The organism is Kitasatospora sp. NPDC057738 (assembly GCF_042798815.1).
Lineage (GTDB): Bacteria > Actinomycetota > Actinomycetes > Streptomycetales > Streptomycetaceae > Kitasatospora > Kitasatospora lactacystinica.
This window is the reverse complement of record NZ_JBHVJT010000103.1, coordinates 1-20,732: the sequence shown is the minus strand read 5'-3', so window position 1 is coordinate 20,732 and position 20,732 is coordinate 1. Positions and strand designations below refer to the sequence as shown.

At 75.8% G+C, this 20,732-nt stretch carries 13 protein-coding genes; 10 read left to right on the top strand and 3 right to left on the bottom strand.

What is annotated here, in order from left to right; translation table 11 throughout:
• Positions 1-137 precede the first annotated feature (137 nt).
• The 7 genes from ACFVGO_RS36275 (at position 138) to ACFVGO_RS36245 (ending at position 15,173) form a co-directional block, all read left to right on the top strand.
• Positions 138-4,340 carry an amino acid adenylation domain-containing protein gene (locus tag ACFVGO_RS36275; RefSeq protein WP_380636397.1) on the top strand — a complete coding sequence of 1,401 codons (4,203 nt, stop codon included), beginning with the start codon at positions 138-140 and terminating at the stop codon, positions 4,338-4,340.
• A 20-nt stretch (positions 4,341-4,360) separates the two neighbouring features.
• Entirely contained in the window at positions 4,361-7,780 is a 3,420-nt protein-coding gene (locus tag ACFVGO_RS36270; RefSeq protein ID WP_380636395.1) for an amino acid adenylation domain-containing protein, read from the top strand.
• A 4-nt stretch (positions 7,781-7,784) separates the two neighbouring features.
• Positions 7,785-9,335, top strand: a complete 1,551-nt coding sequence (locus ACFVGO_RS36265) for a GMC family oxidoreductase (RefSeq protein WP_359912064.1) — start codon at positions 7,785-7,787, stop codon at positions 9,333-9,335.
• On the top strand, positions 9,323-10,123 hold the full coding sequence (locus ACFVGO_RS36260; protein WP_380636392.1) for a thioesterase II family protein: 801 nt from the start codon (positions 9,323-9,325) through the stop codon (positions 10,121-10,123). Before ACFVGO_RS36265 ends, ACFVGO_RS36260 begins: the two co-directional genes overlap by 13 nt.
• 222 nt (positions 10,124-10,345) lie before the next feature.
• Positions 10,346-11,137: a thioesterase II family protein gene (locus tag ACFVGO_RS36255; RefSeq protein ID WP_380636390.1), complete on the top strand. Its 792-nt coding sequence runs from the start codon at positions 10,346-10,348 to the stop codon at positions 11,135-11,137.
• A 201-nt stretch (positions 11,138-11,338) separates the two neighbouring features.
• Positions 11,339-12,832, top strand: coding sequence for a class I adenylate-forming enzyme family protein (locus tag ACFVGO_RS36250; protein WP_380551739.1), 1,494 nt, complete (start codon positions 11,339-11,341; stop codon positions 12,830-12,832).
• Between the two features lie 160 nt (positions 12,833-12,992).
• Complete coding sequence (locus ACFVGO_RS36245; RefSeq protein ID WP_380636388.1) at positions 12,993-15,173, top strand: MMPL family transporter; 2,181 nt, start codon at positions 12,993-12,995, stop codon at positions 15,171-15,173.
• Positions 15,174-15,257: 84 nt separating this feature from the next.
• Here ACFVGO_RS36245 and ACFVGO_RS36240 read toward each other — a convergent pair whose 3' ends face one another.
• From ACFVGO_RS36240 to ACFVGO_RS36230, 3 genes are all read right to left on the bottom strand, one after another.
• Positions 15,258-15,650 carry a YrdB family protein gene (locus ACFVGO_RS36240; protein ID WP_359912050.1) on the bottom strand — a complete coding sequence of 131 codons (393 nt, stop codon included), beginning with the start codon at positions 15,648-15,650 and terminating at the stop codon, positions 15,258-15,260.
• Positions 15,647-16,171, bottom strand: coding sequence for an SRPBCC family protein (locus ACFVGO_RS36235; RefSeq protein WP_359912047.1), 525 nt, complete (start codon positions 16,169-16,171; stop codon positions 15,647-15,649). Before ACFVGO_RS36235 ends, ACFVGO_RS36240 begins: the two co-directional genes overlap by 4 nt.
• 87 nt (positions 16,172-16,258) lie before the next feature.
• Positions 16,259-17,830, bottom strand: a complete 1,572-nt coding sequence (locus tag ACFVGO_RS36230; RefSeq protein ID WP_359912045.1) for an MFS transporter — start codon at positions 17,828-17,830, stop codon at positions 16,259-16,261.
• 216 nt (positions 17,831-18,046) lie between these two features.
• Here ACFVGO_RS36230 and ACFVGO_RS36225 point away from each other — a divergent pair, with 216 nt between their 5' ends.
• From ACFVGO_RS36225 to ACFVGO_RS36215, 3 genes are read left to right on the top strand one after another with little or no spacing between them, the layout of a single operon-like run.
• Positions 18,047-19,105 (top strand): ketoacyl-ACP synthase III family protein, encoded by a 1,059-nt coding sequence (locus tag ACFVGO_RS36225; protein WP_359912042.1) that lies wholly within the window; start codon positions 18,047-18,049, stop codon positions 19,103-19,105.
• A complete protein-coding gene (locus ACFVGO_RS36220; RefSeq protein ID WP_359912040.1) occupies positions 19,102-20,391 on the top strand; it encodes a type III PLP-dependent enzyme in 1,290 nt (429 codons plus the stop codon). Before ACFVGO_RS36225 ends, ACFVGO_RS36220 begins: the two co-directional genes overlap by 4 nt.
• Positions 20,392-20,396: 5 nt before the next feature.
• On the top strand, positions 20,397-20,684 hold the full coding sequence (locus ACFVGO_RS36215) for an acyl carrier protein (RefSeq protein WP_359912038.1): 288 nt from the start codon (positions 20,397-20,399) through the stop codon (positions 20,682-20,684).
• Positions 20,685-20,732: the final 48 nt, after the last annotated feature.

The following is a 20,732-nucleotide window of genomic DNA, read 5'->3' as shown; positions in this document are numbered from 1 at the left end:
CCGTCCCGGCGGCCCCGCCCCCGCACCACCGGGCGCCGTCGCGCCCCGTTCCCCACCACCCGACTTCGCCCAGCCTCCCCGCGGGGCCCGGCCCGCCAGGGCCCGCGCCCCCGACCGCCCGAACAGGAGTTCCCGGAATGACAGCACACGGACGGCACGGCGACCCGGCCGAGCTGCTCGGCCGGCTCGCCCAGCACGGCGTCCGGCTGCGGCTGGTCGACGGCGACCGCATCGAGGTGCGCGCCGCCGCCGGCTCGCTTCCCGACCACATCCGGCACGAACTCGCCGAGAACAAGGCCGAGTTGATCGCGCTCCTGAAGCAGGGCGACACCGCCCGGCAGGCCGGCGCGCTGCCGCGGGCGGTACCCGACCCCGAGCGGCGCCACGACCCGTTCCCCCCGTCCGACCTGCAGATGTCCTTCCTGGTCGGCAGCACCGCCCAGTTCGAGTACCACGTCCGGCCGCACCAGTACATGGAGTTCGACTTCGCGGAGCTCGACCCGGAGCGCTTCGAGGCCGCGCTCAACCGGATGCTGCACCGCCAGCGCGGCAGCCTGGTGGTGGTGCGGGAGGACCTCCAACTGGAGACCGTCCGCGACCCGGCGCCCGTACGGGTGCGGGTGGCGGACCTGCGGCAGGCCGGCGAGGCCGAGGCGATGGCCGCCGTCGAGCGGACCCGCGACGAGATGCAGGCGGCCGAACTCCCGCTGGACACCTGGCCCTGGATGGACGTGCGGATCACCCGCTACGGCGACGGCCGGGCCCGGCTGCACTACAACAACAACAACTTCTTCAGCGACGGCCCGGGCACCGGCCGCTTCCTGGACAGCGTGCTGCGCGCCTACCACGACCCGTCCGAGGCCGTGGACGACCTCGAACTGGGCTACCGCGACTGCGTGCTGGCGCTGGCCGCGCTGGAGGAGTCGGAGCGCGGCGAGGCCTCCCGGGCGTACTGGTGCGACCGGATGGCCGACTGGCCCGAGGCGCCGAACCTGCCGCTGGTGAGCGGCGCGGACACCCGGACCCGGGCCCGGCTGACCCGGCGCGAGTTCACCCTGGACGCCGAGCAGTGGGCCCGCTTCAAGCGGCGCGCCACGGACCACGGCGTCACCCCCACCAACGCGGTGTACGCGGTCTACGCCGAGACGGTGGCGCACTGGAGCGGCTCGCGGCACTTCCTGCTCAACAACATGATGACCCACCGGCTGCCGATCCACCCCCAGATCACCGAGGTGGTCGGCAACTTCGCCTCGCTCTACCCGCTGGAGGTGGACTGGCGGCACGACGAGCCGTTCCACGACCGGGCGCGGCGGCTGCAGACCCGGGTCATGACCGACATGGAGCACACCTACTGGAGCGGGGTGAAGGTGCTCCAGACCCTCAACCAGGTGCGCCGCACCCCGGGCCGGGCGGCCTGCCCGTTCGTGGTCGGCAGCGGCCTGTTCATGGGGCACCTGGACCAGCCGGTCTTCAGCCACCTGGAGACGCCCCAGGTGCTGCTCGACAACCAGTTCTGGGAGCAGAGCGACGGCGGCCTGTGGGTGGTCTGGGACCTCATCGAGGCGATGTTCCCCGCCGGGCTGATCGACGCCATGCACGCCGCCTACCGCGACCTGCTCCTGCTGCTCGCCGAGGACCCGGCCGCCTGGGAGCACCGCTCCTTCGACCTGCTGCCGGCCGCCCAGCGCGAGCGCCGGGCCGCCGTCAACGACACGGCCGGCCCCGTACCCACGGGCCTGCTCGACCGCGCGCTCGCCCGGCAGGCCGCGCAGCGGCCCGACACCGCGGCCGTGCTGACCGCGGACGGCGCCGTGGACTACGGGCGACTGCACGCCCGCGCCCAGGAGCTGGCCGCCCGGCTGGCCGCGGCCGGGGTGCGCCCCGGGGACAAGGTCGCCGTCGTCCTGCCGAAGGGCGACGAGCAGATCGCCGCCGTGTACGGCGTGCTCGCGGCCGGCGCCGCCTACGTGCCCATCGACCCCGCCTGGCCGCGGGAACGCGTGGGCGAACTGCTCGCCGACACCCCCGCGGCGGCCGTGGTCACCTCGGCCGGGGAACGGGAGTCGATCGCCGCCGTCGCCGCCTGCCCGGTGCTGACGGCGGGGGAGCCCGCCGCCGAAGCGGGTCCCGCACCGGCCCGGGCGGGCGATGCGGGCGACACCGCGTACGTCATCTACACCTCGGGGTCGAGCGGAAGGCCCAAGGGCGCGGTGCTCGACCACCGCGGGCCGCTGAACACCGTGGTCGACATCAACCGCCGGTTCGGCATCGGCCCCGGCGACGTGGTCCTCGGGGTGTCCTCGCTCTGCTTCGACCTGTCCGTCTACGACGTCTTCGGCACCGCCGAGGCCGGCGCGACCCTGCTGCTGCCGCCGCCCGGGTCGGCCGACCCGGGGCAGTGGGCCGACCTGGTGCGCGAGCACGGCGTCACGGTCTGGAACTCGGTACCGGCGATCATGCAGCTGTTCGCCGAGGCCGCCGAGCAGGCCGGGCTGACCTTCCCCGCGCTGCGCGTGGTCCTGCTCAGCGGCGACTGGATCCCCGTCCGGCTCCCGGCGCTGATCCGGCGGATCGCGCCCGGGGCGCGCGTGGTCAGCCTCGGCGGCGCCACCGAGGCGTCGATCTGGTCCATCCACCACCCGATCGACCGGGTGGACCCGAACTGGGCGAGCATCCCCTACGGCCGCCCCCTGGGCAACCAGACCTGGCGGGTGCTGGACCGGACCGGCCGCGACGCCCCCGACTGGGTCACCGGCGACCTGTACATCGGCGGCACCGGAGTCGCGCTCGGCTACCTCAACGACCCCGCCCGGACGGCCGCCTCCTTCGTCACCGACCCGGCCACCGGCGAGCGGCTCTACCGCACCGGCGACCTCGGCCGCTACCGCCCCGACGGCGACATCGAGTTCCTGGGCCGCGCCGACTTCCAGGTCAAGATCCAGGGCTTCCGGGTGGAACCGGGCGAGATCGAGCACGCCCTGGCCCGGCACCCGGCCGTACGGAACGCCGTCGTCGTCGCCCGCACCGCAGGCTCGGGACGCCAGCTCGCCGGCTACGCCGTGGCCGAGCGGGGCGCACCGCGTCCGGAACCCGAGGAACTGCGCGGCTTCCTGGCCGAACGGCTGCCCGGCCACCTCGTGCCGAGCTTCGTCGTCGTGCTCGACGACCTGCCGCTCACCGCCAACGGCAAGCTGGACCGCCGCGCGCTGGAGGCCATGGGCCCGGCCTGCGACGGGCAGGACCGGACGTACACCGCCCCCCGGACGGAGACCGAGAAGGTCCTCGTGGAGATCTGGGAGTCGGTCCTCGGCATCGAGTCGGTCGGTGTCCACGACGACTTCTTCGAGCTCGGCGGGCAGTCCTTCGCGGCGCTGCGCGTCATCGGCCTGGTCGGCCAGCGGCTCGGGCTGCGCGCCCCGCTCGGGGCGCTGCTGGAGCACCGGACGGTCGCCGAGCTCGCCGCCCTCCTGGAGGCCGGGCAGGAGGAGTGGTCCCCGCTGGTGGCGCTCGACGCCACCGGCGACGGAACGCCCTGGCTGCTGGTGCACCCGGCGGGCGGGAACGTGCTCTGCTACCGGGGCCTGGCGGAACTGCTCGACGGCCCCGCCCACGCCTTCCAGGCGCCCGGCCCGGGCGTGGGCCGGGCGCCGCTGGACACGGTGGAGGAGCTGGCCGAGTGCTACGCGCGGGCGCTGCTCGCCGTCCGCCCGCACGGGCCGTACCGGGTGGCCGGCTGGTCCTCCGGATCGGTGATCGCCTTCGAACTGGTCCGGCTGCTGGAGCAGCGGGGCGAGACGGTGGAGCGCTTCGTGGTGATCGACTCCCCGGCCCCCGAGCGGGCCGCCGCCCCAGAGGCCCGGGAGACGGACGGGGCCCGGGAGACGGACGAGGCGGCCGTGCTGCTCTGGTTCCTGGAGGACCTGGACATCGGCTTCGACCCGGCGGCCGTGCGCCCCGGGGCGGCCGCCGAGGTGGCCGCGGCCCCGGCGGCGGAACGGCTCGCCCGGGCCGTGGCGCTGGCCCGCGAACAGGGGCTCGACCTCCCGGACGCCGCCGACCTGGCCCTCAGCTGGCCGGTGTTCCGGGGAATCATCACCGCCTGCCACCGCTACCGCGCCGGGACGATCACGGCCGACACCACCGTGATCCGGGCGGCGCACGGGAGGGTCAGCGAGTTCGCCGACCACCCCCACGCGGACTCCGCCGAGTGGGGCTGGGCCCCGCTCACCACCGGCCGGACCACCGCCGACCGGACCGACGGCACCCACCACACCCTGCTCACCGGCACCCGTGTCGCGGCCGTCGCCGCACTCATGACCACGTGTCCGGCTCAGCACTGACCCCAGGGGGACGACCCGCGATGGACCACGACCTGATCTCGGAACTCCAGCACCTGGGCATCAAGCTGAGGCTCTCCGGCGACAGCCTCGAAGTGATCGCGCCGCCCGGCGCGGTCACCGCCCGGATCCGGGACGAACTCCGGGCCCGGCGCGGCGAGCTGATCGACCTGCTGCGCGCGGCCGGACAGGGCGCCGGCCCGGCGCCGCTCACCGCGCGGCCCGACCAGCGGCACGAGCCGTTCCCGCTCACCGACATCCAGCACGCCTACTGGATCGGCCACAACCGGGCGCTCGAACTGGGCGGGGTGGCCACCCACTTCTACTTCGAGCTCGACCGCGACGGCCTGGAGGTGGACCGTCTGGAGCGCAGCCTGCGCAAGGTCATCGCCCGGCACGACATGCTGCGCGCGGTGATCGGCCCGGACGGCCGCCAGCGGGTGCTGCCCGAGGTCCCGGACTACGAGATCCGCCACTACGACCGGGCGGACGCCACCGAGGACGCCTTCGAGGAGCACCTGCGCTCGCTGCGGGCCGAACTGGACCACCAGGTCCTCGCCCCCGACACCTGGCCGCTGTTCGACATCCGCGCCACCCGGCACCGCGAGGGGCTGCGCCTGCACGTCAGCCTCGACCTGCTGATCATGGACGCCTACAGCTTCGACCTGTTCTTCCGCGACTGGCAGCGCCACTACGAGGACGAGCAGTGGACGCCGGAGCCGTTCGCGATCGGCTACCGGGACTTCGTCCTCGCCGAGGAGGAGAAGCGCGGCGGCGCCCGGTACCGGGCCGCCGAGAAGTACTGGCTGGACCGCCTCGACGAACTGCCCCCGGCCCCGGACCTGCCGCTGGCGATCCAGCCCGGCTCGGCCGAGCGGACCGTCTTCACCCGCCGCCGGGCCTCGCTGCCCCGCGAGCAGTGGGAGCTGGTCAAGAAGACCGCCAGGGAGCGCGGCCTGACCCCCTCGTCGGTCCTGCTGGCGGCCTTCGCCGACGTGCTGCGCCAGTGGACGTCGCAGGGCGACTTCACCCTCAACCTGACCCTGTTCAACCGGCCCGCCGAGGCGCACCCGCAGATCGGCGGGATCATCGGCGACTTCACCTCGCTGACCCTGCTGCGGATCAGCGGCGGCCAGGACGAGAGCTTCGCCCGGCGCACCGCCGGCTTCCAGCAGCAGCTGATGCGGGACCTGGAGCACCTGTCGTACAGCGGCGTGCGCGTGCTGCGCGAGCGGGCCCGCCGGCTCGGCAGCGGCCTCGGCGCCGGCATGCCGATCGTCTTCACCAGCGCCCTCGGCTTCTCGGGCGACGCCGACACGATGGACGGCATGGCGTTCTTCGGCGACTACCGCCACGGGGTGAGCCAAACCCCGCAGGTCTGGCTCGACCACCAGGTGCTGGAGGAGAACGGCGAACTGGTCTTCAACTGGGACGCGGTGGAGGCGCTGTTCCCCGAGGGCCTGCTCGACGACATGTTCGCCGCCTTCCGGACCCTGCTCGGCCGGCTGAGCGACGATCCGGTCCTCTGGGACGACCTGGCCCCCACGGTCGGGGCCCCGGCCGCGCAGCTGGAGGAGCGCGAGCGGGTCAACGCCACCGCCCTCGACCTGCCCGGCGGGACGCTGCTGAGCCTCGTGGCCGACCAGGCGCGGCGCACCCCGGACGCCACGGCCGTCGTCTCCGAGGGCGGCACGCTCTCCTACGGCGACGTGCTGGCCTCGGCGCACCGGCTCGGCCACCGGCTCGCCGGCCTCGGCGCCGCCCGCGGCGAACTGGTCGGCGTGGTGCTGGACAGGGGCCCGGAGCAGATCCCGGCGGTCCTCGGGGTGACGGCCTCCGGCGCGGCCTACCTGCCGATCGATCCGCAGTGGCCCGCGGCGCGCCGCCGGCAGCTGCTGGAGTCCGGCCGGGCCGCCCTGGTGGTCACCTCGGCCCGCCACCGGGACGAGCTGGAGTGGCCCGCCGGGACGGTCCTGGTGACCCTGGACGACGAGGAGACGCTGGCACAGCCGGCCACCGAGCCGCCGACCGCGCCGGCCCCGGAGGACCTCGCCTACGTGATCTTCACCTCCGGCTCCACCGGCGTCCCCAAGGGGGTGATGATCGACCACCGGGGGGCCGTCAACACCGTTCGGGACATCAACCGCCGCTTCTCGGTCGGACCGGCCGACCGGGTGCTCGCCCTCTCGGCGCTCACCTTCGACCTGTCCGTCTACGACGTCTTCGGCACCCTCGCGGCCGGCGGCACCGTCGTCGTGCCGAGCCCCGAGCGCTCGCACGACCCGCTGCACTGGGCCGAGCTGGCCGAGCGCCACGGCGTCACGGTGTGGAACTCGGTGCCCGCCCTGATGCAGCTGTGGGCGGACTCCTCGGCCCGCCTGTCCGACGAGCGGGCCGGCGACCTGCGGCTGGTGCTGCTCAGCGGCGACTGGATCCCGGTCGCGCTGCCCGACGCCGTCCGCGCCCGGCACCCGCGCGCCGAGGTGGTCAGCCTGGGCGGGGCGACCGAGGCCTCCATCTGGTCGGTGCACTACCCGATCGGTCGGGTGCCGGCCGAGTGGGCCAGGATCCCCTACGGCAAGCCGCTGGCCAACCAGACCCTGCACGTCCTCGACGACCGGTTCCGGGACCGCCCGCTCTGGGCCACCGGGGAGATCTGGATCGGCGGCACCGGCGTGGCGAAGGGCTACTGGGCGGACCCGCAGCGCACCGCGGAGCGCTTCGTGCGCCACCCGGAGACCGGCGAGACGCTCTACCGCACCGGGGACCTGGGCCGCTACCTGCCCGGCGGGGACATCGAGTTCCTCGGCCGCCGGGACTTCCAGGTGAAGCTCAACGGCTACCGGGTGGAACTCGGCGAGATCGCCGCCACCCTGGAACGGCTCCCGGGCGTCGGCCGGGCGATCGCCCGGGTCGACACCAACCCCGCCACCGGCCGCCGCCAGCTCGTGGCCTACGCCGTCCCGGCCGGGCCCGGCTCCGACCCCGGCTCCGACCCCGGGGCCGCGGCATCCGGCGGCCCGGTGCGCCCGGATCCGGCCGTACTGCTGGCGGAGCTGGCCGAGCGCCTCCCCGACTACATGGTCCCCAAGCACTGCCTGCTCGTCGACGCGATCCCGCTGAGCGCCAACGGGAAGGTCGACGCCGCCGCGCTGCCGGCGCCGTGGAGCGAACTGGACGAGCAGGAACTCGTCGCCCCCCGCGACGAGTTCGAGGCGGCCGTGCTCGCGGTCTGGGCCGAGGTCATGGAGTTCGACGGCTTCGGGGTCGAGGACAACTTCTTCGAACTCGGCGGCGACTCCCTGCACGCCGTGCACATCCTCACCAAGGTGCGGGAGGCGTTCCAGTGGGAGGGCGACACCGAGGAAGGCCTCCAACTGCTCTTCGAGAACCCCACGGTGGCCGGACTGGCCGCCCTGGTCAAGGACCGGCGGGGGGCGTGAGCAGGTGAGCACGGAGAGCGGGATCCCGTACTGGGACGACGTGGTCGTCGGCGCGGGCTCGGCGGGGGCGGTGCTCGCCGCACGCCTGTCGCAACGGCCCGGGCGCCGGGTACTGCTGATCGAGGCCGGGGAACTCCCGGACGGCGACGGCGCGTCCGACGACCGGGCCGGGGTGCCCGTCCTGACCGGCCGCAACTGGGACTTCACCGCCAAGGCGTCCGAGGGCGCCAGGCGCGGGTTCCCGTACGGGGTCGGCAAGGTGGTCGGCGGCTCCTCCGCCGTCAACGGCGCGCTCGCGCTGCGCCCGCTGCCCGCGGACCTCGACGCCTGGGCGGCCGCCGGCAACCCGGAGTGGACCTGGGAGCGGATGCTGCCGTACCTGGTCGCCCTGGAGACGGACCACGACGCCGAGGGGCCGGCGCACGGCACGCGGGGACCGGTGCCGATCCGCCGGACCGGCGAGGACGCGCTCGCCACCACGGCCCGGGCCTTCCTGAACGGCTGCGCCCGGCTCGGCGTGCCCGTCCTGGCGGACCTCAACTCCGGCGCCGCGCTCGGCGCCGGCGTCACGCCCGCCAACGCCGTCGACGACCGCCGGATCTCGACGGCCGAGAGCCACCTGCGACCCGCCCGGGAGCGGGGCGACGGCCCGACCCTGTGGACCGGCAGCACGGCGACCCGGGTCCTGCTGGACGCGCGGAACCGGGCCACCGGGGTCGAGGTGCGGCGCGACGGACGGCTCCGGCAGGTGGCGGCCGGCCGGGTGACCCTGGCCGCCGGGGCGGTCAACACCCCGGCGGTGCTCCAGCGTTCGGGCATCGGCGACCCGCGGCTGCTGGCCGCCCTGGGCATCACCCCCGCACTGGACCTGCCCGGCGTGGGACGCAACCTCGTCGACCACCCGGCGGTCGTGCTCTGGTCCGAGCCCCGCGCCGGGGTCTGCCGGGCCGGGGACAGCTGGCACCAGGTCACCGCCCGCTGCGCCGCCGACCCGGCCGGCGCCGCGGCGGACCTGGGGCTGTTCCTGCTGGACGCGGTGCCCGTCGCGGCGAACCCGCTGATCGCCGGCATGCTCCGCGCCGAACTGGCCGTCGGGCTGTCGGCCATGGTGCTGCGGCCCGCCTCCCGCGGCTCGGTGACGATCCGGGACGCGGACGCCGCCACCCCGCCGGAGATCCTGCTCGGCCTGGCGACCGACCCGGCCGACGTCGACCTGCTGATGGCCGCCGTCCGGCAGGCCTGGGAGCTGCTGCGGTCGGCGCCGATGGCGGGGCTGCTGGAGCGGGTGCTGGTCTGGACCGACCGGATGGTCCGGGATGACCGGCTGCTGCGCGGCGCCGTGACCAGGTTCGTCTCGCCGAGCTGGCACGCCGTCGGCACCGCCCGGATGGGGCCGGCCGACGACCCGGAGGCGGTGGTGGACCAGCGCTGCCGGGTGCACGGCGCCGAGGGACTGTACGTCGTCGACGCCTCGGTGCTCCCGGTGATGCCCAGCGCCCCGCCCAACCTGACCTGTCTCGCACTCGCCGAAAGGGTGGCCCGATGGATGGACTGACCGGGATCCCGGCCGCCCCCCGGGCCGGGGAGTGGGCCGTGCGCCGCCGGGGGCGGCCCCCGGCCCGGCTCAGGCTCTTCTGCCTGCCGCACGCGGGCGGCGGCGCGGCCGCCTTCCGCTCCTGGGCCCCGCACCTGGGCCCGGAGATCGAGGTCGTGCCGATCCGGCTGCCGGGGCGCGAGTCCCGCTTCCGGGAACGCCCCCACGACCGGCTCGGCGACCTGCTGCCGCCGCTGCTGCGCGACGTCGCCCCGCTGCTCGACGGGCCGCACGCCTGGTTCGGCCACAGCATGGGCGCGGGCATCGCCTTCGAGGTCTGCCGGGCCCTGCACCGGCTCGGCCTGCCCGAACCGCGGCGGCTCCTGGTGGCCGGCCTGCCGGCACCGCAGCTCCCGCGCCGGGCGACCCCGGTGCACGACGCGCCCGCGCCCGAACTCTTCGAGCGGATCGGGGCGTTGAACGGGCACGGCGCCGAGGCCCGGGCCGGCAACCCGCTGCTGAACGTCATGCTGCCCACCCTGCGGGCCGACTTCGCGGTGGCCGAGACCCATGTGCACCGGCCCGGCCCGCCACTGGACTGCCCGATCACCGTCTACGGCGGCCGCTCGGACGCCTCCACGACCGAGGACGAACTCCGGGCCTGGGGCCCGCACTCCACCGCCGGCACCACCGTCCGCCTCCTCGACGGCGGGCACTTCTTCCCGCACGACGCCCCGGAGGCGTTCCTGCCGGTCCTGGCGCGGGACCTGCTCGGCCGCCGGCCGGCGCCCGCCCCGGAGCGGGTCTGACGGGCCCCTCCGGGCGGGTGGTGCACAGCCGAACCTTTAGCGCCCGCACCGAGGCTGACGCACCGTCGGCCGGTACGCCCCCACCGGCCGAACCCCGCCGCTCCGCCCGCCCGGCCCGGCACCCCCGACCGGGGCCGGGCGGGCGGAGCGCGAGAGGACGCCGGGGCAGGGTGCGGAGCCTCGGCCGCCGGGCGCCGCCCGGCCGAGAGGAGACCCAGCACCATGACGCGCTACCTCACCCGCACCCCGCCGCCCCCGGGACGACTGCGGGTGTTCTGCTTCCCGTACGCGGGCGGCGGGGCCTCGGCCTACGCGGGCTGGCAGCGCCGGATCACCGCGGACGCGGAGCTGCTCCCGGTCCAACTGCCCGGCCGGGAGGGGCGGATGGCGGAGCCGCGGTTCACCGACCTGGACGACCTGGTCGCCGACCTCGACGCGGAGCTCGGGCCGGAACTCGACCACCCGCACGTGCTCTACGGGCACAGCATGGGCGCCCTGATCGCCTTCGCGCTCGCCCAGCACCGCCACGCCCGCGGCGCCCGGCTGCCCGCGGCCCTGGTGCTCGGCGGCCACCGGGCGCCGCACCTGCCGGCGCCGCTGCCCGACGAGCCCGACATCCCCGACGCCGACCTGGTGCGGACCCTGGACGCCTACGGCGGACTGCCCCGGATCCTGCTGGACCACCCGGAGTGGCTCGCCGCCCTGCTGCCGATCGTCCGCGACGACCTGCGGCTGTGCGCCGCCGCCGGCACCGTCGCCCGCACGCCGCTGCCGGTGGCGCTGCACGCCTTCGGCGGGGCCGAGGACCGGCTGGTCACGGTGCCCGAGGTCCGGGAGTGGGCGCGCTACTCCACCCGGGAGAGCGAGATCAACGTGGTGCCCGGCGGCCACTTCTTCCCCCGGGAGGCGCCCGGGTTCCCGGAGCTCCTCTCCGCCGTGCTGCGCCGCTACGAGGCGGCCCCCGGCGCGATTCCCGGCACGGCCCCCGGGCCGGCCGGGGCCGGGCAGGGCTGACCGGAGCCGGGACGGCGCGCTTTTAGCGGTGCCAAAGCCCCCTCTCGGACGATGCGGAACGAGGCCGGGGGGCCGCGCACCGCCAGATGCCCGACCACCCGTCACCGTCACCGACTAGGGGGAGCATTGACCACGCGCACGTTCGAGACCGTACCCGTACCCGGGGTCGCCACCGCCGCCGGCTCGGAGCACGCCGCCCGGATCGCCAACGCGGCCGAGGAGTTCCTCGGCGCCGCTGCCGCCGCCCGCCCGGACGCACCCGCCGTACGGGACCGCTACGGCGCCTGGACGTACGCCGAGCTGGACGCCGCCGCCGACTCCTTCGCCCGGATCCTGGCCGGCCACGGCATCCGGCCGGGCGACCGGGTGCTGGCCCGGGTGGGCAGCGGCCGCGAGTTCACCGCCCTGCTCTTCGGGGCCTGGCGGCGCGGCGCCGTGCTGGTTCCCGTCAACCCGGCGATGCGGGCCTTCCACCTGGGGCCGGTGCTGGCCGACTCGGCGCCGTCGCTGATCGTGGCGGAGGCGGCGGAGCGGGAGCAGGCCGACGGGCTGCGCTGGCCCGCCGGGGTGCCCGTCGCCGTGGTCTCCGAGCTGGACCTCTCCGGGCCCGCCGACCCGGCCGGGCGCGGCGAGGCGCTGGTGCCCGCCGACCGGCTGGCGCTGCTGATCTACACCTCCGGCAGCACCGCCGCGCCCAAGGCCGTGGCCTGCCCGCACGCCCAGGTGGTGTTCGCCGCGCGGGCGATCGCCCGGCGGCTGAACTACCGCCCGGACGACGTCGTGCTGACCGCCGTGCCGCTCTCCTTCGACTACGGCCTCTACCAGGTGCTGCTCTCGGCGCTGGCCGGGGCCGAACTGCTGCTGTCCGGCCCGGAGGGCCACGCCCGGCTGCTCGGGTTCGCCCGCGACCACGGCGCCACCGTGGTGCCGCTGGTGCCCTCGCTCGGCGAACTGCTGGTGCGCCTGGCCTCCCGGGACCCGCGGCCCACCGGGGTCCGGCTGTTCACCAACACCGGTGCCGCGCTCAACCCGCCGCTGATCGCCTCGCTGCGGGAGGCCTTCCCCGGCGCGGCGGTGGCCCCGATGTACGGCACCACCGAGTGCAAGCGGATCACCGTCCTGGAGCCCGACGGCGACCTGGCCCGGCCCGGCTCGGTGGGGCGCGCGCTGCCCGGCACCGAGGTGCTGACGCTGGACGACGACGGCCGGCCGCTGCCGCCGCACGAGATCGGCGAGATCGCCGTCCGCGGCCCGCACGTGATGGCCGGCTACTGGCAGGCCCCGGAGCCCACCGCGCAGCGGTTCCGGGTGAGCCCGGAGGACGGCCGGGTCACGCTCCGCACCGGCGACTACGGCTGGCTGGACGAGGACGGCCACCTGTACTTCCAGGGCCGGCGCGACGACCTGTTCAAGCGGCGCGGCTCGCGGATGAGCACGGTGGAGATCGAGGCCGCCGTCCTGGACATCGACGGGGTCCGCGAGGCGGCCCTGCTCGCCCCGGAGGAGGACCGGGACATGGTGCTGTTCGTGGTCGGCGAGGTCACCGCCGAGCAGGTGCTGGGCAGGCTGGCCGACCGGCTGGAGGCGGCCAAGGTCCCGGACCTCTGCCGGGTGCTGCCCGCGCTGCCGCTCACCGCCAACGGCAAGACGGACGGCAAGGCGCTGCGCGCCCTGCTGGCGGGGGAGCCGGCCTGACCGTCCGGCCGGAGCGCCGCGCCGCGCCGGTGACGTGCAGTCAGCGGACGGGCACGCCCCGCTCAAGCGAGAGCCAAGGGCCTTCGCCGAGGGTGGGGCGGCCGTGTCCGCCTCTGCGCCCGCGCTGCCGCACCACGGCCGCGCGACGGAAGGAATACCGATGTTCACCGCTCTGGGCTCCGCTCTGCACGGGCGACGGAGAGCCTCCCTGCTGCTGACCCTGCTGATCACCGTGCTGGCCGCGGTCTTCGGCGGCTCCGTCGGGGACAGGCTCACCAACGGGCTGTCCGACTACGACGACCCGGGCGGCGGCAACGTCGTCGCCCGGGAGACGATCACCCGCGCCACCGGCATCGACTCCCAGCAGGGCTACCTGCTGCTGGTCCGCACCGACGAGCAGCTGCGCGGTGCCGGCGCGCCCCCGGCCGCCGTGACCGCGGCCGTCCGGCTGCTGAAGGACCGGCCCGAGGTCGAGCGGGTCGTCGACTACTCGGCCGACCCCGCGCTGATCTCCCGGGACGGGCACAGCACGGTGGTCGTCGGCGCCGTGCGCCCGATGGCCGAACCGGAGACCAAGGCCGCCGAGCAGGAGCTCCAGCGGGCCGTCAAGGACGACCCGGCGCTGAACGGCCGGGCCTGGCTCGGCGGCGCCACGCCCGGCCACGTCCAGGTGGCCCAGGTCTCCGACACCGACCTGGCCGAGGCCGAGGGCCTGGCCACGCCGGTCATCCTGATCGCGCTGTTCCTGGTCTTCCGCGGCCTGGTGGCCGCCCTCGTCCCCCTGCTGGGCGCCGTCGTCTCGCTGCTGCTCACCATGGCCGGCCTGCGGATCGCCACCACCGCGATGGACGTCTCCACCGGGGCGATGAGCCTGGCCTTCGCCCTGGGCCTGGGGCTGTCCATCGACTTCGGCCTGCTGATCGTCACCCGCTACCGGGAGGAGCTGGCCGAGCACGGCCCCGGCGCCGAGGCGCTGCGGCGGACGGTCGCCACCGCCGGGCGCACCGTGCTGTTCAGCGCGCTCACGGTGGCGGCCGCGCTGCTCGCGATCATGGTGTTCCCGCACCCGTACCTGCGGTCCATGGGCCTGGCCGGCGTCATCACCGTCGTCTCGGCGGCCCTGTTCGCCCTGCTCGGACTGCCCGCGCTGCTCGCCGTGCTGGGCCACCGGATCAACGCGCTGGCGCCGCGCCGCTGGCAGCGGTCGGCGGCGGCCGGGCAGGCCACCGCCGGGCGCTGGCACCGGCTGGCCTCGGCGGTGATGCGCAGGCCCGCGGTCTTCACGCTGGTCGCCACCGCCGTCCTGCTGCTCGTCGCCTCCCCGCTCACCGGGGTGCGGTTCACCGGCGTCGACCCGACCTCGCTCCCCAAGGACATCAGCGCCGGGCAGGTCGCCGCGCGGCTCGGCGGCGACTTCGACGAAATCGCCACCAGCCCGTTCCAGATCGTCCTCGACACCGCCGACGAAACCGGGCTCCAGGAGTACGCCCGGCGGGTCGCCGCGGTGCCCGGGGTGGAGTCGGTGGGCGAGCCGCAGCGGCTGGACGCCGCGCACTGGGAGATCGACGCCGTCCTCGCCGGCAACCCGCTGGACGGTCCGGCGCTGCGGGCCGGCGAGCGGGTCCAGGACGTGGCGGCGCCCGTCACCGCCCGCTTCACCGGGACGACGGCGGACTTCCTCGCCCAGCGGGGCAGCATCGCCGACCGCCTGCCCCTGGCGTTCGGCGTGCTGGCCGGCGTGACGGTGCTGCTGCTGTTCGCCTTCTCCGGATCGGTGCTGCTGCCGCTGCTGGCCCTGGTGATGAACCTGCTCTCCACCGGCGCCGCGTTCGGCTTCCTGGTGTGGGTCTTCCAGGACGGCAACCTCGGCTTCGCCGCTCACGGCGGGCTGGAGACCACCACGCCCGTGCTGGTCTTCGCGCTCGCCTTCGGCCTCTCCACCGACTACAACGTCTTCCTGCTGGGGCGGATCAAGGAGGCCCGGGCCGCGGGCCGCGGCGACCGGGAGGCGGTCGCCGACGGCCTGGCGCAGATCGGCTCCACCGTCACCAGCGCCGCCGCGCTGTTCTGCGTCGCGGTGGGCGCGCTGGCGATGTCCCGGCTGGTGTTCGTCCAGGAGCTGGGCCTCGGCGCGGCGTTCTCCGTCCTGCTGGACGCCACGGTGGTGCGGGCGCTGCTGGTGCCCGCGCTGATGGCGCTGCTCGGCTCCGCCACCTGGTGGGCCCCCGGTCCGCTGCGCAGGCTGCACGCGGCGCTGCGGCTGGACCGCATGGAGGGCCCGGCCGCCCCGGAGCCGGCCGCCGCGCCGGCCGCCGGGAGGGTGCGCCGGCCGGTCGGCTGACCGACACGCCGGCGGCCTGAAGGCGGCGTACGACGGCCCGTCCTCCCTCCGGTGAGGGGGACGGGCCGTCGCGCCGGTCGCGGGTCAGTGCTGGAGCAGCCACCAGATCCGGTCGTACGCGGCGACGTGGTAGACGGCCAGGACGATCAGGAACCACTGGGCGGTCCTGCGCATCCCGGCGTGCCACAGCCCCGCCGCGGCACCGCCGAACACGGCGAACTCCAGCAGCAGGCGGATCGGCCCCGGGGTGTCGAAGGTGGTCTCGCCGCTGCGGGCCTCGTCGCCCGCGGTGGCGAAGTCGCCCCAGACGACGGCCACCACCACGGGTATCGCGACCACCGCCAGGTACTTCAGCGCGCCGGGCGCCTTGCGCCAGCCCCACACGCCGAAGCCGTACAGGGCGAACAGCTCCAGCAGGAAGCGCAGGCCCAGGAAGACCGGGGTGTAGGCCAGGGCCAGGTCCGTCGTCGTGTTCACCGCTCGCCCTCCACCGTGCTCTTCAGCGCGCCCAGCCAGCCCCGCAGGACCGCCGACAGCTTCTCGCTGCTGTAGTACAGGCCGACCAGCGCGCCGCCGATCGACTCCTCGGACCGCACCACGGTGCCGCCCCCGGGCGCCGGCCGCAGCAGGAACCGGTGCACGCCCCGCGAGCCGGCCAGCCGACCGGTCCAGGCGATCTCCCGCCCGGGCGTCACCACGGCCAGCGTGGACCGGATGCGCATGCCGTTCAGCACCCAGCGGAAGGTCAGGTCCGCGGCCGGCCCCGCGCCGTCCAGGGCGGCCTCCCTGACGCCCGGCACCCAGCCCGGCCAGCCCGGCACGTCGGTGAGCACCCGCCAGACCTCGTCCGGCGGTGCGGCCACCGTCACCTCGCTCGCCGCGACCACAGGGGCCCGTTCGTCGATCCGCCCGCCCTTCGCGTACTCCTCGTGCAGGGTCCGGATCGGTGGGCCGACGTACATGGCCCGGCTGAGCAGCGAGCCTCTGGAAACGGTCATGGGAAAACACCTCCGGTGAAAACGGGCGAGCAGGCGTGACGGAGGCAGGCGCGATCCTTCCCCCGTCACTCGAATCGCGCTTGATCATTACCTTACGGGGCCGGGTTGACGGTCCGTCGGGGAGCGCGCGGGGTCGACCGGGGAAGCGCTCCGCGGCGCCGGTCCGGCCGGCGGCTCCGACCGGCCCGGCAGCAGGACGGCGCCGAGCACGGCGCCCACCGCCACCACCGCGGCGGCGGTGCCGAGCCCGGCCGCCGCGGCGTGGTCGAAGGCCTGCCGCGCCGCGGCCGCGAGTGCGTCCCCGGCCCGGCCGCCGGTGCGCTCCGCGAGCTCCAGGGCGTCGTGCAGCGAGCGGTCGGCCGGGTCCGGCAGCCCGGCCGCCCCGCTCGCGTAGCGGCGGGCGAGCACCGTGCCGACCAGCGCCACCCCCAGCGCGTTGCCCAGCTCCTGCAAGGTGTCGTTGAGGGCCGCGCCGGAGCCCGAACGGGCCTCGGGGACGAGGGAGATCACCGTGTCGGTCACCGGCGTCATGGCCAGCCCGAAGCCGATCCCGGTGACCACCAGGCCGGCCAGCACCGGCGGGTAGCCGCCGTCCACCACACCGACCACGACGATGCCGGCCGCCGCCAGCGCCAGTCCCGCGCCGACCGCCCCGCGCGGGCCGTGACGGCGGGTCAGCCGACCGGAGAGGAAGGCCCCGACACCCACCGAGAGGGCGCTCGGCAGCATTCCGAGCCCGGCCCGCAGCGGGCTGAGCCCGAGGCCGAACTGCAGCCGCTGGGTGAGCACGAAGAACGTGCCGGCCACGCCGGTCATCAGCAGCAGGTTCCCGCCCCCGGCGCCGACGAAGGCCGGCCTGCGCAGCAGGGCCAGGTCCACCATCGGGTGCGGGTGCCGGCGTTCCCAGGCGACGAAGGCGACCGCGGCGGCTCCGCCGGCGGCCAGCGCCGCCAGCACGCCCGGCGAGGTCCAGCCGTGCCCGGAGGCCTGGATCGCCCCGTACACCACCCCGCCCATGGCGCCGGCGCCCAGCAGGGCGCCCACCGGGTCGGCCGGGCGCGGGGCCGGATCGGCCGACTCCGGCAGCAGCACGGCGCCGGCCACCAGCACCAGCACCGCCGGCACCAGGCTCACCGCGAACACCGATCCCCACCAGAAGCGGTCCACCAGCGCGCCGCCCAGGACCGGGCCGGCCGCCACGCCGAGCGCCGAGACCGAGCCCCAGACGGCGATCGCCCGGGCGCGTTCGCGGGCCGGGAAGACGTTCACCAGGATCGCCAGGGTGCCCGGCATCACGAACGCCGCCCCGAGCCCCATCACGGCCCGTGCGGCGAGCAGTTGGGACGGTCCGTCGGCGAACAGCGCCACCAGGGAACCGGCCCCGAACGTCGCGGTGCCGGCCAGGGTGGCCCGCTTGCGGCCGTAGCGGTCGCCGAGCGTCCCGGCGGTCAGCAGGGCCCCGGCGAACACCAGGGTGTACGCGTCGACGATCCACTGCGCCTGCGACATGCCCGCGCCGGTGCTGCGGATGAGCTGCGGCACCGCCACGTTGAGCAGGCTGTTGTTGAGCAGGATCGCGAACAGCGCGGCGGACAGCACCGCGAGCACCCACCACCGGCGCGGGTCGGGGGGCGCCTCGTCCCCGGGGGATTGCTGCATGCTCGGCTCCCGTCGTCGGCAGGGCCGGCCCCGGTCGCGGGGCCGTCGCGCCCCAGGCTGGTCGGCCGGGCTGAAGCCGGGCTTGTGCGCGGCCCGGGCGCGGGTCGCCCGCCGGGTTTTAGCGGCACCCAAGTTGGCGCTCGGAGGATGCCGTGGACGGCGGGGTGAGGGCTCGACTCCATCGCCCGACGGACCGTCACGAGGAATGGAGACCCCATGCGCTGGCAAAACGTGTATGTGTCGGGGACCGGAGCCTGGCTGCCGCCGGCGGTCTCCGCGCGCTCCGCCGTCGACTCGGGTGAGTACGACCCCGAGCAGTTCGAGGCCGACGGGCTGCTGTCGGTCCGGGTGGCCCCGGACGACGTGGCGCCGCCCGACATGGCGGTGCAGGCCGCCACCACCGCGCTCAAGCGCTCCGGTGCCTCCCCGGAGGACGTCGCGCTGCTGGTGCACAGCTACATCTACTTCCAGGGCATCGACGGCTGGCCGGCCGCCTCCTACGTGGCCAACCACGCCGTCGGCCCCCGGGTGACCGCGCTGGAGCTGAAGCAGGAGTGCAACGCCGGCCTCGCCGGACTGGAGCTCGCCGCCCACCGGCTGGCGTCGGCGGAGCCCGGCACCAGCGCGGTGCTCACCACGGCCGACCGCTTCGGCGCGCCGCTGATGCGCCGCTGGCGGCAGGAGCAGGGCATCGTCTACGGCGACGGCGCCGCCGCCGTGGTGCTGAGCAACCGGGGCGGGTTCGCCCGGCTGGTGTCCACCGCGACGGTCTCGGACAACTCGCTGGAGGCCGTGGTCCGGGGCAGGGGCTTCGAGCCGCTGCCCACCGGCGAGCAGCAGACCCTCAGCGAGCGGGTCGGCCACTACGTGCAGCAGCACGGCAGCCTGCGCGAGGCGACCGAGCGGCTCGTCGGCGTGGTCGGCGAGGCCATCGACACCGCCCTCGCGGACGCCGGCACCGACCGTCAGGGCCTGGCCTGGACGGTCATTCCGGCGACCGGACGCAGCAAGATGGAGTGGCAGGTGCAGAAGATGCTCGGGGTCTCCGAGGAGCGCACCACCTGGGAGTTCGCCCGCCGGGCCGGACACCTCGGCGCCGCCGACCAGTTCGCCGGGCTGAACGACCTGGCCGAGACGGGCGTGCTGCGCCCCGGCGACAAGGTCCTGGTGGTCGGCAGCGGATCCGGCTTCACCTGCACCTGCGCCGTGCTGGAGATCCTGGCGGAGCCCGAGTGGCGGGCCGCGGGCGGCCCCGGTGCCGAGGTGGGCCCGTGACCGCGGGCGCGTTCACCGATCCCGAACTGGTCGCGGCGTACGGCAGCCCGCTGTACGTCTACGACGCGGCCCGGGTCCGGGCCGCCGCCCGGGACCTGCGCGAGGCCGTCCCGCAGCCCTCCCGGATCTACTACTCCCTGAAGGCCAACCCCCACCCCGCCCTGGTCGCCGAACTGCGCCGCGGCGGCGTGCACGCCGAGGTCACCTCGCGCGGCGAGCTGGCCGCGGCGCTGGAGGCGGGGCACCCGGCCGGGGAACTGCTGTACTCCGGGCCGGGCAAGGTGGCGGCCGAGCTGGACGAGGCGGTGCGCGCCGGGGTGCGCGCCTTCTCCGTCGAGTCCTTCGGGGACCTGGAGCGGGTCGGCGCGGCCGCCGCCGCCCATGACGCGGTGGCCGACTGCGTGCTGCGGATCAACGCCGCCGGCGCGCCGGGCACCGCGGGGCTGCGGATGACCGGCGGCCCCTCCCAGTTCGGCTTCGACCTGGACTGGCTCGCGAAGGAGGCCGACCGGCTGCGGGTCGCCGGCACCCGGGTCGTCGGGCTGCACTTCTTCCCGCTGACCAACTCCGCGGACGAGGACGGCCTGATCGCCGAACTGGCCCAGAGCGTGCGCACCGCCGCCCACCTGCGCGACCGGCTCGGCATCGAGCTGGAGCTGCTGGACCTCGGCGGCGGCTTCGCCTGCCCGTACGCGACGGCCGGCGAGCGGCCGGTGTACCGGCGGCTGCGGGAGGCCCTGGCCGAGGTGCTGGACGAGAACCTGCCCGGCTGGCGCGAGGGGCGGCCGGTGATCGCCTTCGAGTCCGGCCGCTACCTGGTCGGCGACAGCGGGCGGCTGCTGAGCACCGTGACCGACGTCAAGCCGAGCCGGGGCAGCACCTACGCGGTGCTCGACGCCGGGATCAACCACCTCGGGGGGCTGTCCGGTCTGGGCCGGCTGCTGCCCCTGCGGGCCCAGCCGACCGGGCCGGCCCGGACCCCGGCCGCCGGGGAGCCGGCCGAGCCGGTGACCCTGGCCGGTCCGCTCTGCACCCCGGCGGACATCCTGGCCCGGGCCGTGGAGCTGCCCGGGGTCCGTTCCGGCGACCTGCTCGCCGTCCCCAACGTGGGCGCGTACGGCCTCACCGCCAGCCTGCTCGGCTTCCTCGGCCACCGGGCCCCGGCCGAGGTACTGGTCGACGGCGACCGCGTGGTCTCCGCGACCCGGCTGGCGCTGCAGCGCCGGGCCCTGGAGCCCGGCGACGACGCCGCCCGCACCACCGACCCATCCACCGCACGGAGGTAGCACCCATGACCGACGAGACCCGCCAGGACCGGCCGTGGGACACGGCCTTCGAGGAACTGCTGCTCCAGACCCTGCCCCGGCTCGCCGCCCGCGGCCCGCTGACGGGTGACGCCAGCCTGCGCGCCGCGGGCCTGGACTCGCTCGCCATGGTCGAGCTCCTCGTCCAGGTGGAGCAGGTGTACGGGATCAGCATCCCGGACGGCGAGCTGGTGGCCGACACCTTCGCCACCCCGGCGCAGCTGTGGGACGTGATCGCCGGGCTGCGCGGCGGACGCGTGGCCGACCCGGCCTGACGCCGTCCCCGACCGACCGACCGCCCGTCCCCGAACCGCCCCGGGCCC